At 55.8% G+C, this 14,179-nt stretch carries 12 protein-coding genes; 4 read left to right on the plus strand and 8 right to left on the minus strand.

Annotated elements, in window-relative coordinates; all coding sequences use genetic code 11:
• Nucleotides 1-226: 226 nt before the first annotated feature.
• Nucleotides 227-958, plus strand: a complete 732-nt coding sequence (locus tag ACMTNU_RS16340; protein WP_413936373.1) for a hypothetical protein — start codon at nt 227-229, stop codon at nt 956-958.
• Here the strand turns inward: ACMTNU_RS16340 and ACMTNU_RS16345 are convergent.
• Nucleotides 939-1,355 carry a hypothetical protein gene (locus tag ACMTNU_RS16345; RefSeq protein WP_413936374.1) on the minus strand — a complete coding sequence of 139 codons (417 nt, stop codon included), beginning with the start codon at nt 1,353-1,355 and terminating at the stop codon, nt 939-941. The two genes, ACMTNU_RS16340 and ACMTNU_RS16345, sit on opposite strands and share 20 nt — an antisense overlap.
• Nucleotides 1,356-1,608: 253 nt before the next feature.
• Here ACMTNU_RS16345 and ACMTNU_RS16350 point away from each other — a divergent pair, with 253 nt between their 5' ends.
• Nucleotides 1,609-2,130, plus strand: a complete 522-nt coding sequence (locus ACMTNU_RS16350; protein WP_413936375.1) for a thermonuclease family protein — start codon at nt 1,609-1,611, stop codon at nt 2,128-2,130.
• A 133-nt stretch (nt 2,131-2,263) separates the two neighbouring features.
• On the opposite strand, the gene ACMTNU_RS16355 is transcribed toward ACMTNU_RS16350, so the two are convergent.
• The 3 genes from ACMTNU_RS16355 to ACMTNU_RS16365 form a co-directional block, all read right to left on the minus strand.
• Nucleotides 2,264-2,884 (minus strand): outer membrane beta-barrel protein, encoded by a 621-nt coding sequence (locus ACMTNU_RS16355; RefSeq protein WP_413936376.1) that lies wholly within the window; start codon nt 2,882-2,884, stop codon nt 2,264-2,266.
• Nucleotides 2,885-3,032: 148 nt separating this feature from the next.
• Complete coding sequence (locus tag ACMTNU_RS16360; RefSeq protein ID WP_413936377.1) at nt 3,033-3,890, minus strand: hypothetical protein; 858 nt, start codon at nt 3,888-3,890, stop codon at nt 3,033-3,035.
• A 153-nt stretch (nt 3,891-4,043) separates the two neighbouring features.
• Entirely contained in the window at nt 4,044-5,477 is a 1,434-nt protein-coding gene (locus ACMTNU_RS16365) for a patatin-like phospholipase family protein (protein WP_413936378.1), read from the minus strand.
• A gap of 104 nt (nt 5,478-5,581) precedes the next feature.
• Here ACMTNU_RS16365 and ACMTNU_RS16370 point away from each other — a divergent pair, with 104 nt between their 5' ends.
• The gene (locus tag ACMTNU_RS16370) at nt 5,582-7,549 is read left to right on the plus strand and encodes a methyltransferase domain-containing protein (protein ID WP_413936379.1); all 1,968 of its coding nucleotides are present in this window, start codon (nt 5,582-5,584) and stop codon (nt 7,547-7,549) included.
• Nucleotides 7,550-7,636: 87 nt separating this feature from the next.
• Nucleotides 7,637-9,520 carry a potassium transporter Kup gene (locus ACMTNU_RS16375; protein WP_413936380.1) on the plus strand — a complete coding sequence of 628 codons (1,884 nt, stop codon included), beginning with the start codon at nt 7,637-7,639 and terminating at the stop codon, nt 9,518-9,520.
• Nucleotides 9,521-9,741: 221 nt separating this feature from the next.
• Here ACMTNU_RS16375 and ACMTNU_RS16380 read toward each other — a convergent pair whose 3' ends face one another.
• From ACMTNU_RS16380 to ACMTNU_RS16395, 4 genes are all read right to left on the minus strand, one after another.
• On the minus strand, nt 9,742-10,137 hold the full coding sequence (locus ACMTNU_RS16380; RefSeq protein WP_413936381.1) for a CC0125/CC1285 family lipoprotein: 396 nt from the start codon (nt 10,135-10,137) through the stop codon (nt 9,742-9,744).
• Nucleotides 10,138-10,379: 242 nt separating this feature from the next.
• Complete coding sequence (locus tag ACMTNU_RS16385; protein WP_413936382.1) at nt 10,380-11,882, minus strand: alkaline phosphatase family protein; 1,503 nt, start codon at nt 11,880-11,882, stop codon at nt 10,380-10,382.
• A gap of 2 nt (nt 11,883-11,884) precedes the next feature.
• Complete coding sequence (locus ACMTNU_RS16390) at nt 11,885-12,496, minus strand: hypothetical protein (RefSeq protein ID WP_413936383.1); 612 nt, start codon at nt 12,494-12,496, stop codon at nt 11,885-11,887.
• Nucleotides 12,497-12,765: 269 nt separating this feature from the next.
• Nucleotides 12,766-13,905: an FRG domain-containing protein gene (locus ACMTNU_RS16395; protein ID WP_413936384.1), complete on the minus strand. Its 1,140-nt coding sequence runs from the start codon at nt 13,903-13,905 to the stop codon at nt 12,766-12,768.
• Between the last annotated feature and the right edge of the window lie 274 nt (nt 13,906-14,179).

Genomic DNA, 14,179 nt, shown 5'->3' on the forward strand with positions numbered 1-14,179 from the left:
GGGCGGTGTTGGCGCAACTTTCGATCAGGGAAGGCGCAGGCGACGAAGCGAAACTGAAGGCCTTGGCACAGAAGGCTGTGGGGCGAATGTGACGGCTTGGAAGGTCATGAGGTAGCAGTAGCCAAACGAACGCTCTTTGCAATCCTCGCTTTTAAACTATCTGTGCGCTGAGCGTGGTTGTGACCGGATTTATCTCTTACTTGGAGTTTCACGATCATGAGGTATTGTGGGTATTCTTCTGCAGATGCTCACCGGGCTGATGCTCGGTTATGTCACGACTACGCTGCTTGAGTCCACGCTTCATCGAGTGATCTATCATGCCGGACCGCGAACCCGGCGGCTCTGGGCACGCTATCCAAGGATCAGTTGGCCGTTCCGTCGTGCCTTTTTCTCCCATGGCATCGTCCATCATCGGTGGACTTTTCGAAAAGATTTCGTGACTCAGTTCTCAAGCCAACGGGAAAAGGATCGGCTTGACCTGAGGCTCAATGCGCATCAGGATTCGTTGATCTGGCGAGAGCACTATGGCATGAGCTTGAGAGGGAGTGGGATTGTCTGGTTCAACCTGCCGATCGTTCCCTGCATCCTACTGATCGGCCTTGTGCTTGGTCCGTGGGGATTTGTTGGAGCGCTTCCTGCCGTCGCCGCCCATTCTTGCCTTGCCATGTTCGTGCATCCCCATTTGCATAGGCCCCATGAGGAGGAGACTACGTGTGTGTCTCCTGTGCTGCGGTGGATTCTGAAAACCAGATATGTCCGATTGTTGAGGCGCCACCATTATCTGCACCATCGATACATAGACTGTAATTTCAACTTGCTGTTGGGCGGAGATATTGTGCTTGGTCGCTACCGTCCGCCGACGGTACAGGATTGGGATGAGATGCGTCAGCTCGGTCTTGTCGTAGATGACGGCAGCATGCAGATGGTCTCCGCCACCCTCATCCGCCGTGGTTCTTGATGCCCTGTTCCCATCCGTAGAGAATAGCCTTCTGGTGTTGGTTCCACGGTCCCATGATACCTTCATTCCAGTTTTGTCTCGCGAGCGGTTCAAGACGCTTCCAGTCCATCTTCTGATTGTCCCGATCCTGGGCGAGATCGAAGCCATACTTATAGGCCAGTCGATAATGCTGATAGGTCTGCCCTGATGTTGCATAGTGTGACTGGTAATGAGCTTCGAAAATGGATTCGTGACGTAGGAACAGGTCGGTCTCTTCATGGGATTTGTACTCCTCGGCAGATTGTGTGATGCCTCGGAGGTGGCTGGATCGCGAGTGGTCGGCAGGCAAGAGACGAAGTACCACCCAGGTAAGAGGAATGATCAGGATGAGGAGCCGAAATATGTTGGTGGCGCCCATGGAGACCTCCGGGCCGATTGATCGACATATGATAAGTGAGTCAAGGCGAAAACTTCCAGCGCAAGTTTAACCCACTGTAATCCTGCGCGATCGCGTCGCCCCAGCCCGACAAAATCGCGAAGGGCATGACGTGCATGGCGCGATAGTTTTAGCCCCACATGTCTCGTAGGAGTTGGCACACCCAGGGGCTTACTTTCCGTGGCCACAGTGTAGTACACAAGGGGGCAATTGAGATGTGTTGAGGGGTGTGCCTATGACGCAACGAACGACTCATTCGACCAAGCCATTTCTTTCAAGCCTCCCCGTCATCGTCCTTCTGGCAGGGGTGTTCCTCAGTGGAGGAGAGGCGTTCCCCTTTGGAGGGCAGGTGGTGACCATCCTTGATGGAGGCACGATTGAAGTGGTGCGCAATGGGAAAGCGCAACGAGTTCGCTTGAATGGGATTGCCTGTCCAAGAAGTGGCCAGCCCTACAGTGAGCAGGCCAAGCAAGCGACGTCTGATCTGGGGTTTAGCATGGACGTCACGCTTCAGATCTATGGCAAGGACAAGCAGGGCCGTGTTGTGGCGGATGTGCTCCTTCCCGACGACAGGAACATGAGCCAGACGTTGGTGCAGCAAGGCTGGTGTTGGTGGGATCGGAAGCAGGCTCCTCAGGATACCCAGCTGGAGGCGCTGGAAAAAGAGGCACGCGATTCCCAAAAGGGATTGTGGGCCGATCCGGATCCAGTTCCGCCATGGGAATGGCGGAAGAACCCCCGTGTTACGACACCATAGCCAGGAACAACACGAATGTGCCGACGGCCTTATAGAAAGAGATCATAGGGTAGACTCGGGCACGCTGGATCAAGAGGGATGTGAGTGATCTGTGTTCCCGCATGGGCACTGCCCATGCGGGAGAAAGAACCGTTCAGAAAGTGTGGCGAACCCCGAACAATAACCCGATGGTGGAAAAATCCCCGTTGGCATGATTCCGTTTCCAGGCTGTTTCCACGTTCAGCATCATTCCTTGTGGGGCTCTTGGGACCAAATTCGTCAAGGCATAGTCCAGACCTCCCCCGACCCGCCAAGCAAAACTGTCAGAAACATTATGCGTATTGATGTTTACCCCGATTCCAGTCGTGACATAGGGAATCAGATTGCCAAAATGTCCAGGGCGATACTCCAAGTTGACGGGCAGCAGGGTGACGGTATTGACGGAGCCGGTTCCCGGATTATCGACACCATGATTTTGCCATTCCAGCAGCATTCCTGCCCTGAACCATTTATTCAGTCCATACATACCTTGGAAGTTGATCACGGGGCCGACTGTGGACAAGCCCGAGTCTTGAGTTGTGAAGCTCGGCCCGACACGAAAGCCTCCCGTGATTTTGCCTTCGTCGGCCATGCCTTCATGGACCCATCCCCCATCGGCGGTATCGGAGGAATGAGTGTCAGGGGAGTGAGCAGAAGCGAGGTGAGGAGCCAGGCCGAATGCGAGAGAGACTGCCAGTATTCCTTGCAATAAGAATGGAGTAAAGCTTCTATGCATGATGTTCTCCTAAGGTAAGCCTATGATGGAGCAAACTGTAACGGACTCCCCCCGCAGTTTCAATAGAAAGCGCGGAAGGCTCACAAGGAATCCGATCCATTTTGAGCGTGAGAACAGTGGCGTCCTAGGAGCCTGCACCGGTCACCTATCACCCTGCTGCGCGAGGCTTGGTGAGTTCCTCCAGGAGAAAAGTTCGTACTCGTTCTCGCGCATCACGTGAGGCCTGTCCGGTCTGAGCCCGCTCGTTCCACGAACCAATCAGCGTGCTATGGGCATGCGTCGGTTTGCCGTCGGTCTGATAGGACCTGGTCGGGATGGCTCCGTCGATGAAGCGACTGCCGAATGTGTCGCTCAGGGTCTTGTGCTTCTCTGGAGGAGCCATGCAGTCCGTTTCGAACCGCAATCCGTACACCTTCGCGGTGCTCGCTTTGGCGATCATGAGATCGCCTTCAGAGATCCCAAGGGATGCCTTGTCGTTATCCGTATACCACCAGAAACGCAAAGGAAGTGCTGGTTGGGCGACCACAGCTGCAGCGACCAGGGGATGATCCAACAGGGCGAGCGGGAATGGACCCGTCAGGCAATTGCCGATCAGGCCGATACGCTGCCCTGTATGTCGGTCTTCGATCTGCTGGACCACGCCGCGCAGCCAGTTCACGATCGGCGCGCTTCCGTGGGAGGGCGTTCCCCATTCCCCGCCGGGAAAAAAGTCGACGACGCCACGAAACCAATAGGCCTCTAATCCGTGAATCAGCGAGAACTTGCCTTTTTCGCCGAACAGCAACGGCACGTAGACGGTGAAATCTTTTGAGAGCTCCTCGGCATAGGCCAGGGTTCCTGGGGACAGTCCGGTCATCTCGTGGAGCAGGAGTACCGGAGGTTTGGCCGTGTCGTCCTTGAGGCAGAACAGGGAATGGGTGATTCCTGACTGCGAGAAAGGTTCCTCAAAGCACTCGGTCCAATTCCGGGTCGGTGTTCCTTCTTCTTTGACATGTGGCGCACACATCCCGAGTTCTGTCGCTCCGCAACCCGATAGCAGCCAGGCCAACACGATGGTCTGGAAAAAGGAATTCCGCGATCTTTCGAGCTTCCTCTTATCACTCAATCTGTTGCCGTTCGTCCTGCGCATGCTGTGTCGACTCAATCTAGCTCGCCGTTTCTATGGAGCGGAGGATGTTGTCTCGGCATCAAGGGCAAGGTCTCTGATCAGACGATGGAATTCAGGATTGTCTCGTAGCAAGCGCGAGCCGGCCTGAAGCAGGTGGTCGACTTCTTCGTTCGTCAAAGCGAGATTGGTGGCAATATTCATGAGGCGCGCCGCCTCCTCCGGATCGGTTATTTCTGTCAGACTCGCGTTGATGAAGTAGATGTCTGCGTCCGGCGTGAATATGCTGGGAAGGTTGTCGGGCCGCTGCCGGAGCTGCAGGCGCCATTGCTGTATGGCGTGATTCATGAGTTGCAGCGTATCGGTCGAGTAGCGATTGATGGGGATATCGATTAAGGCCCGGCTCACTCGCATGAGGCCGGGAATATCGTTGAGTTGGTATTGCGTGATATCCGGAGCGGTTTCCGCGCTCACCATGAGGTAGACCAGCTTTCGAATGTTCTTGGCTCCGAGCATCTGGAATGTCGACTCCAGATCTCCAAAGAGGGCCGTCGTCTCCAAGACGCTGCGCATCCCGATATTGTCGGACAGCCCGCCATCCAGAAGATGAATATACGGACGTTGTTTGGCGTCGAGATAGGACCGGAGCTCCCTGGCGCGCTGGCGTCCCCATGCGGTGGGGCGCTCTTCCACCAATCGAGCCGGAGGTTGAAATCCGCATTGGCCGGCATAGTTCGTCATCGAAATAGGGCTCAACAAGAGCGGAAGTGCGCTCGTGGAGGCGGCAGCGACCGATAAGGGGAGTTGGCTGAGGTCTGAACAAATGATGTTGAATTGCCGTTGGTTGAACTCGAAGCGCGACAAGGAGGCCATGTCGGAGGCATGCAAATTGATGATGGGGCGCTGACGTTTGGCCAGGAGATCACCGAAGGTATGGCCGTTGAACAGGGCTTCGTCCAACAACTCAGCGAAGATATGCGCCCGACCGAAATACGGAGACCAGAGTCGGAGCCAGTTGGACGGAGAGCGGAAGATTCTCGATCGAAGTTCGCTCTCCCAGTCTTTCCGGAGAAAGTGAGTCTCGAAATCCCGGAAGATGCGGTCACCGTAGAGCGCGTAATACACCGCGGTGAAACTCCCGCCCGACACGGCATTGATGATATTCAACTCATTGACCAGTCGTTTCTGACGTCCCTCCCAGGTGATCGGAGTTCGTGCCAATTCTTGCAATACACCGTAGGAGAGCGCGGACGCGCGTGCACCGCCACCTGAGAACGATGCGACGATGAACAGACTGTCCGAGCTGCCGGTTTTGGACGGAGGCAGGTTCGTCGATCGGTAGCCATAGGCTGGGTCCCAATGGGCTAAGGGCGCGTTCATGGTTGGGCGGACATACTCGCAGCCGAGCAACAGCATGGCGCAGGCGAGCGAGAGCCAGGCACCAAACGCACGTGCCAGCATGATCGCAAGAGTGTGAACTGTCTTCATGAACGGGGGAGGGTACGCAGGCTGATGGATTGTGTCAACTCTGTTGAACTGGATCATCTACCACGACACACCTGTGCGGACGCCATACATATTTCTGAGGTGGTATGGTACTCTCCGTCCCCATGAAGGCAGGCAATCTCGCCATCCCTCAGGCACCGAATTCCATCACACCCGACTGGCTGACGCAGGCATTACAGCATGCTGGCGTTCTTGAGGCTGCCAGGGTGGTGGCTGTCGATGTGTACCCAATTGCGGCAGGTAGTGGTTTTGTGGGGCAAACCGCCCGCCTCAGGATTGAATATGATAAACAAGAAGCCGGTGCTCCAGCCACCGCCTTTGCCAAGCTGTCCTCGGCAGATCTCGCCGTTCGGCAACAACTGCGTCGGGTAGGCCTCTACGAAACCGAGACCGGTTTTTACCGGGATATCGCGGCATTGCCGGATTTTCCTCTTCAGACCCCCCGCCCGTATCTGAGTCTCTATGACGAAGGGACCGGTGAGTGTCTCTTGCTCCTTGAGGACCTGGGTCACGCAGAGTTTGGAGACAATCTCTGTGGTTGTTCTCCCCCGGACGCTCAGCTGGTTGTCCGGCACCTCGGATTCTTGCACGCGCACTATTGGGAAGCCTCCATTCTCAAGCAGTTACCATGGTTGCGTTCCCTCGGTGATGAAGCTGAGGCTCGGATCGGTCTCTATCGGACGATGCTACCGCGATTTGAACAACGGTGTGTTGAGGGACTGATGCCGGCGATGCGGAAGTTTGCGCAACGATTTGCCGAGCTCATGCCGCGTTATGTGGCTCAGCTATCAAGTAAGCCGCAGACACTGACTCACGGAGATTTCCGGGCGGACAATTTCGCCTTCGCCACGACTCACGACGGAAGGAGTGTGACCGTATTTGATTGGCAGGTGGCACGGCGTGCACCTGGTCCGCGTGATTTGGCCTATTTCCTCTCCGGTTCGCTTCCGGTGGAGCAGCGAAGGGCTACGGAGGAGTCACTGCTGAAGGTGTATCATGAAACACTTCTGGCCGATGGTGTTGGGGGGTATACCATCAAGGATCTCAGGCAGGATGTTCAATCCGGACTTGCTGCGCCTCTGACCACCTGGGTGATCGCTGGAGGCATGCTCGACTTTTCCAGTCAACGTGGCGCGGACTTGTTCAAGCAGATCTGTGCACGGCTTGGTGCGATGTTGGAGGATTATCAGTTCAGCGCGTATCTGGACGGGCTCGCGTCCTGGGACATCGGCGCGTCTCGGAAACCTTCCTTGGTGCAGCATGAAGTCTATTCTGCAGGCTATGATCCGATGGTCTTGCAAGGGTTGGCGAGACGGAGTGCCGCTCGTGATGCCGCGTTTTTTGTGCCGCATCTCAAGTCGGACATGCAGGTGCTGGATTGTGGATGCGGGCCGGGTGGCATCAGCGTCACGCTGGCATCGTTCGTCCCACAAGGCCGAGTGGTGGGAATTGATGTGGAAGAGAGTCAGTTGGAGATCGGGCGCCGTGAAGCGCAACAGCGTGGGACCGGTAATGTCGAGTTCCAGCACGCCAGCGTTTATGCGCTTCCTTTTGCGGATGAGACCTTTGACGCGGTCTTGGCACATGCCGTCCTCTACCATCTGGCTGAGCCGATGCAAGCGTTGCGGGAACTGTGGCGTATCCTGAAACCAGGGGGTGTCATCGGACTGCGCGATACGGATGGCGATGGAGACGTGTACTACCCTCTGCACGAGGATGTGGATCGGTTTTGGAATCTGACTCTGCGCGTGATTGAACACAACGGCGGCGATACGCGGTTCGGACGAAAGCAGCGTCGACTGTTACGGGAAGCGGGATTTCAGAACGTAGTCGTGTCAGCCTCGTCCGACGTGTTCGGTACCGCAGAACAGGCTGCCGCGTTCAGCCGATACTTCGGCAGCATTTTTTTGAATCAACATCGGGCGCTGATTCTCAAAGAGCGATGGGCTACCGAAGAAGAGCTGGTGGTCATGCAGCATGCCTTGTTGGAGTGGGGGAGCCACCAGGACGCCTTCTATGCGCGTTGCCGCTGCGAGGCGGTGGGTTGGAAGTAAACACCATCAAAGATCATGCTTCCGGACTTCACGATCTGGTGAGTTTTGCCGCAGACCCTCACATAGCAGGGTATTCTTTCCCCTATCATGAATAGCCAATCCGAGCAATCGACAACGGCAGGATTGGCGCTCGCGGCGCTCGGTGTCGTGTATGGTGACATCGGAACCAGTCCCTTGTATGCGCTGCGAGAATGTTTCCACGCCTCGCACGATCTGTCCGTCACCCTCTCGACGGTCACGGGGCTCTTGTCGCTGATCATCTGGGCATTGCTCTTAGTCGTGACCATCAAGTATTTGCTGTTCGTGATGCGAGCCGACAACCAGGGCGAAGGTGGGATTTTGGCCTTGATGGCCTTGGGGCAGCGCCATCGCGAAGAATCTGCGTTTCCCCTGAGAATCGGCCCGGTGATTGCACTTGGGCTGCTCGGCGCGTCGTTGGTCTACGGGGATGGGATGATCACGCCGGCCATCTCGGTCCTCAGCGCGGTGGAAGGCATTGCCGTCGAGACGACTGCCTATCAATCCTATACGCTCCCGATTGCCATCATCGTGTTGCTCACATTCTTCGGCATCCAGTCGCATGGGACAGGACGACTGGGTGAATGGTTTGGGCCGATCATGCTGCTCTGGTTTGTCACGCTGGCTGTCTTAGGAATCAACAGCGCGATCCAGACTCCGGATGTGTTTGTCGCGTTCAGCCCCTACCACGCCGTTCAATTTCTGTTGGACCATCCGACACAAGGCTTTGCGGTCTTGGGGAGTGTGTTTCTCGTTGTGACAGGAGCTGAAGCCTTGTATGTCGATATGGGGCACTTTGGGAAGGGCCCCATTCGTCTCGGGTGGTACTGCGTGGTTTTGCCGTCGCTCGTGCTGCAATATTTGGGACAAGGTGCCCTCCTGGTCCGGCAGCCGGAGGCCGTGGTGAATCCGTTCTACTTACTGGCGCCCAGTTGGTTTCTCCTGCCCCTGGTGGTGCTCGCCACACTGGCCACCATTATCGCGTCGCAAGCGATGCTGAGCGGAGCCTTTTCCCTCACACAGCAGGCGATTCAGTTGGGCTATCTTCCACGTATGGCGATTCGGTACACGTCGGCCTCCCAGATCGGACAAATCTATCTACCCGCCATCAATATCCTGATGCTGATCGGCACCATCAGTCTGGTCCTGTTCTTCGGCACCTCCAGTAATTTGGCCGCCGCCTATGGGATCGCGGTGGCCGGCACCATGGTCATTTCCACACTGCTGATTTTTGTCGTGGCGCGGCGCCAATGGAAATGGAGTTGGCCGCTGGCTGGGCTTGTGACGGGTCTCTTCCTGACTCTGGACCTCTCGTTCTTTGGCGCTAATGCGTTAAAAATCCCGCATGGCGGGTGGTTGCCGCTGGTGCTGGGTGCGGGGATCTTTCTCTTGATGGCGACGTGGAATGGCGGTCGTCGGCTCATCGCCAAGCATCTGTGGAGCAGGATGCCGCAACTGGATGCCTATCTCAAAGAGGTGCTCGCACAGCCGCTCACGCGTGTTCCTGGCACTGCCGTCTATTTGACTCAGTTCCCGGAACTGGCGCCGCCGTCGTTCGTGCAAAACGTCCGGCACAACCATGTGCTGCACGAGGAATTGGTGTTCCTGACGACCACGACGGCACGTGTGCCGATCGTCACCAACAGCCATCACGTGCGGATCGAACCCCTCGCGCCGGGTGTACGGCGCGTTGTGGTGCAATATGGGTTCATGGAGACGCCGGATATCACCCGCTTGCTCGCAGCCTGCCGGTCCCAAGGGCTGGAGGTAGATCTTGAGGGAGCGACGTTCTTCCTGAGTCGTGTGAACTCACTGGCGACACCCAAGCCGGGTATGGCGTTGTGGCGAGAAAGGCTATTCGTCTTCCTCAGCCGCAACTCTCAACGCGCCAGTTCCTTCTTCCACATTCCTGCCGAACAGGTCGTCGAAATCGGTGTGGTCGTGGAAATTTAGTCAGGATGTTGAAAAAGTCATCCAGCTTCGTTCTCGCCTTGCTCAGAGGCTCACCGCTGCAGGGTTATTTTGAGCATCCGGGAGAATTGTTCAGTTGGTGAGCGATCAACAATGCTGACGATTCAACGGTGTTTTTCTCAACAGCTTGCTCACCGAGGGTGTACCGAAGGGCTCCACTGGTGTGCAAATGAGAGCTGATAGTGCTTTTTGTTAGGGTAGGCCTAATTTGAGGGAGGGGTAATTATCGTTTCAGCGAACACGTCCTTGGCATTCTGGAGATCAGGAATTCCAACCGGTTTTGGGTTCTTGTATAGCGTCACGGTCATGGCTGTCCGACGTGAGAGTCCCAGCACATCCAATCGTCCACCCATGTGAAAGTAGTCGTGCCCCTCTCGGAGCGTCAGCTCGGCACAGCGTCGACGCAGGTATCGGTCCAGTTGCTCCTGTGAAGTGAACGCGCTCGTCCGATATTCCACCCGATACACGTTTCCCTTGAGCTGCTCAACGACATTGTTCCCGGCCTCGCTCAGTGGTGTGTAGTGTGCTGTGGCGCATCCGACCAGAGAGGCAACCAGCATCAAGAAGAGTAATCCTGTCTTCCAACGATTCGTTCGCATGGAGGAGCATCGTAGCGAGACGAGCCGACGAGATCAATGGGAAGTCTGCGGTATCACTGTTTCAACTGAAAATGCCTGAGACTGGGGAAAGGGTGAACGATGAATGCATAAAACAAGAAGCAACTCCTGATTGACTGATTTCCATTCTCTACTGTTCTTTATTGTGAATTTCGGTTGGATGTGGGTAATAAGCGGTGTGGCGACACGACGTGTGCTCACTTCTCTCAGGCCTTCAAGATGAGCTACCCCTTTTTCTTCAAGGGTTTCTTCAACCCTCTGGCCCTGCTACGCACGTTCTTCGCGGGGCGTCGACCAGTGCTTTTCAGGCGGGTTCTTCTTACCGGCTTTGCAATGCGAGGCATTCGATCGAGCTGGGACACCATCGCTGAGACCTGAGGGGGATGAGCAGCTTGAGACTCATCGAAGTGGACAAGCTCCGGGAATCGACGCATCGCTTGCGTTGAATTATAGGACAGTACATTGTGACTCGCCAAGGTAAACGCCTTCTGATTTTCGTTCAGTACGAGTTTGGTGGACCGCATGAGCTGTTTGACGACGAACGGAGTGGCCGGAGCCACCGGAACATCCTTTCGCTGAACTGTCGTCAAAGCGCTGGACACACTTTCGATGCCTTGATCTATTCGGATAGAGACGTCTTCTGAATATTTCCTCCGATCTCCGGCGAACTTTTCCGCGAATAGTTGGAGGATTGATGTGTGATCCAGCGTTCCTGAATAACAGCTGCCACTCTTCACAAACGGAGATGCAATCATCGCCGGGACACGTACGCCCGTCGTCAGGAAGGGATCGGAGTACTGCGCCCCAGCGGGGATTCCACTTTTAACCGGTCGAGGCGGAACGTGATCAAAATACCCCCCATGTTCATCATATGTGACAATCAACATCATATTAGCCCAATGGGGGCTCGTGGAGAGGGTTGCATAGATATCCCGAAGAAAATGTTCTCCCGGACCGATGGCCAACGGTGGATGATTATCGTTCGGAATATTTCCAAAGTGAACGGGTGAGTCGTTGTACTCCGGTTCGATAAAAATCACCTGCGGGATCTCTTCGGTATCGTCGTTCGCTAAATCGCCCGGCAAATCCCGGATGCTCCGAAAATTCTCCCCGAGCACCAGGTCCATGAGACCAAAGAGCAGAAAGAACGAGAGACCGGAGTGGTAGACCCTCCAGGTGACCTCGTGTTGAGTGAGCCAGTCAAGCACAAGATCACGGTAGGGAATGATGCGCGCCTTGGTGTCGTCGATCAGCGAGCAGCCGGTCAATGCGACGGCCCGATTGGGCTGGGTATCGGCCGGAAGAGGGGCAAACCAATGGTCACAGATGAGAAAGTTGCGGGCAAAGAAATTTGACATGAAGACATCCGACGGGGTCATGTAGCCCAGCACGGGAGGGTTCTGGACGATGCTCTTGGTTAACTCGACATAGGCCTGAACGAATCCGCTCATCGTTGCCCGCTTGCCCCGAAAGGCCAACTGCGTCGTCACTTCATGTCGGGTATGGGGGAGATCACTGGGGAGTGGACCATCCGTGGCCGAGAATGGGCGGTACACCTGATGATCATACAAATTCGCAAAGGCAGGATCAGTCTCATAGTTTTGCAGGCCCTCGATGTCGTTCCGGCCTCCAAACTGCGGGAGGGCCAAGTATCCCAAGACATGGTCAAAGGATCGGTTCTCCATCATCACCACAACAATGGTCTTTAGCTGATCGGGAATCGGCATCGCTACTCCCTGCACGAAAAGGCAATGCGAATGGACAGGCGGTCGTGGAGCTCGGCCAAGGCCTCATCACAGGTCTCCCGTGGGTTCAGGGCCGCCGTGATTTCCCATGCGCCCGCTGCCGGTTGCGTGGAAAAAGCCGAGGAGGTTTGACCGGGCATGATGGCCACACGGACATTTTCCTTACGAAGGACGATCGGCCGAGCATTCATATTGGTGACGGTCGCCACTTGCAACGCCGACGAGACTTGAGGATCTTTGAGCACCAAGGCAAGCCCCACGCCCTCAGCAGGAGACTCGCACTGTGCCAAATCGCCGAACTCCTTGGACTCCCTCGCCACCATGACGACATCCGCCAGGGCAGTCTTTTTCGAAAAGAGACGGCTCGCCTTCAGCGCAAACCTCGTCGATTCTTGAACGACGAACTGAGCCGATCCTTCGGACGACGATGCGCTCGTCTGATGAGCCGGTGGGGTCGACGTCAATTCCACGGTTCCTTTTGCTTGCCATGTGACATTGACGATATCTCCCGTGCAGACATTACGAGGGGCGGCATGAAACGACTCAATGGACGCACAACCGGTGATGAGCGCCGTACTCAGGATCCCTGGTAGCATGAACGGAATCCGGCGACAAATGCTTCGTGGTAGAGGCAAAAGAAAATACATAGGAGACGAAGTATAACCAAACGCTTGTGATTGTTCCACACAACAGATACGTACTAGGGGTGTTTGGTCTCAACTGGGGTGCAGGAGTCTGGGATAGGGAAAATAATGGCTGCAGGGAACCTGGCTTGACGCCATCTTGCGTGTCTCAGTGCGTTGTTGTGACTGTGAGTGCAAAACGACTCCCGCCCCCTCCCTTACCATCTTTTCCTGTTCCATCATCAAATGATGACGCGTTCGAACGCGCGGGCGTTGTAACGCGGCGGACCCGGAAAGGGGTAGCGCCATTGAATCTCGCATTCATCGCCCCTCCGAAACCATCGATCCGAGTTGGGTTCGCCCCCTGTCGGAACGCCGAAGAGCAGGCCGCTCGGCGTTGGGATATCAGGTCCAGTGAGTTCTTCGACGACCGCATCAATTGCTGCAACGTAAGAGCACCCATCAGCGGCGCTCGCCTCGGTGGGCGAGATGAGTTGCCACCTGCTGCCGCGACCGCGTTCGTCATAAAAGATACGCACGGGCGTTTGTTCGAACAACGGAACACGTGAAACGATCCATTCAGCCAATCGCTTTGGCAACGGTCGTTCGATGGAGGCTTTGAAGCTGCGCAAGACCGCAAGCGGCCAGCATGCGAAGAAGTCGCTGCTCGCGTCGAGAAGGTCCGGGCGGACAAACTCCGCTGCGTCACGGCCATCGACCGCAAAGCGTTCGACGTGATCGGTGAGATGGTCGCAGTGTTGAAAATCGAGTGACATTTCAAAATCGTTGCTACGCATGACCCACGCACTCTGCCGTATTGCCCGATTGCAGAAGTCATGGGCAATGCATGCCGCCGAGATCGGAGTCGGAAGCCCCGCGGGTCCGTAGACCTTGGACTCGATTGCTTCGAGATCGACTCGATAGACAACTCTGGAAGCAGTGCCGGATACATTTCGCGCATCTGCCGCGAAATGCAATGCGACCAGTGGATCACTCGTCAAATCCAAAACGAGCGTCGGAAATCCGTAGTGCTGGGGCCAGCCGATCGACCGAAACGGATCGCCGTGGCGCAACCGCCAGCACCAACTTGCCATCTTGGTCAGCTCGTCGAGCAGCGCCAGTTCGATCTGGTCAAAAGTTGCATGGATCCGAGCACGGCTCGGTAGCGAGCTTGGATAGTCGCCCGCCTCGCCTCGGTATAGGTACTTCGGCGCAGTGTCTTCTCCAGATCTTCCCGGGTAGTCCCAATACTCCGGGCGAAAGGCCGCCGGTAGTTGCGCCGCAAACGACGGGTCTTGCCAGCGATGTTGGAAGGTCTGTTGCGCTGTACGAGCGAGCTCGTCAGCCAGTGCTCTAAAGCTCGAATAGAATTGATTCAACATGGGTGACCTGGCGGAGCCTGGCCTACTCCGTAGTTGGTGTCAGTCATAACTATTAACTCACATTTATATCCAGCGCTGTGAAACCTTCTTGTCTTGCATCTATCGATCGTATAAATAGATCCTCCGCGTCGTTCTCCTAATAAGTCAATAGTCATGTCGGACCCCAACCATTGAATGTATTCTCTCGTGCACGTGAAATGTGACTCACGTGCATAGTGTTATATAAAGACTCCCGGCATCTTAGAGACCTTCCGTTCGGAGAAGACGGGGGGAT

Source organism: Nitrospira sp. BLG_1, assembly GCF_047338595.1.
Lineage (GTDB): Bacteria > Nitrospirota > Nitrospiria > Nitrospirales > Nitrospiraceae > Nitrospira_D.

Excerpts from the sequence above, each read along its gene's own strand:
- ACMTNU_RS16345 (WP_413936374.1), bottom strand. The coding sequence starts at position 1,355 with ATGGGCGCCACCAACATATTTCGGCTCCTCATCCTGATCATTCCTCTT.
- ACMTNU_RS16350 (WP_413936375.1), top strand. The coding sequence starts at position 1,609 with ATGACGCAACGAACGACTCATTCGACCAAGCCATTTCTTTCAAGCCTC.
- ACMTNU_RS16355 (WP_413936376.1), bottom strand. The coding sequence starts at position 2,884 with ATGCATAGAAGCTTTACTCCATTCTTATTGCAAGGAATACTGGCAGTC.
- ACMTNU_RS16360 (WP_413936377.1), bottom strand. The coding sequence starts at position 3,890 with ATGTGTGCGCCACATGTCAAAGAAGAAGGAACACCGACCCGGAATTGG.
- ACMTNU_RS16365 (WP_413936378.1), bottom strand. The coding sequence starts at position 5,477 with ATGAAGACAGTTCACACTCTTGCGATCATGCTGGCACGTGCGTTTGGT.
- ACMTNU_RS16370 (WP_413936379.1), top strand. The coding sequence starts at position 5,582 with ATGGTACTCTCCGTCCCCATGAAGGCAGGCAATCTCGCCATCCCTCAG.
- ACMTNU_RS16375 (WP_413936380.1), top strand. The coding sequence starts at position 7,637 with ATGAATAGCCAATCCGAGCAATCGACAACGGCAGGATTGGCGCTCGCG.
- ACMTNU_RS16380 (WP_413936381.1), bottom strand. The coding sequence starts at position 10,137 with ATGCGAACGAATCGTTGGAAGACAGGATTACTCTTCTTGATGCTGGTT.
- ACMTNU_RS16385 (WP_413936382.1), bottom strand. The coding sequence starts at position 11,882 with ATGCCGATTCCCGATCAGCTAAAGACCATTGTTGTGGTGATGATGGAG.
- ACMTNU_RS16390 (WP_413936383.1), bottom strand. The coding sequence starts at position 12,496 with ATGCTACCAGGGATCCTGAGTACGGCGCTCATCACCGGTTGTGCGTCC.
- ACMTNU_RS16395 (WP_413936384.1), bottom strand. The coding sequence starts at position 13,905 with ATGTTGAATCAATTCTATTCGAGCTTTAGAGCACTGGCTGACGAGCTC.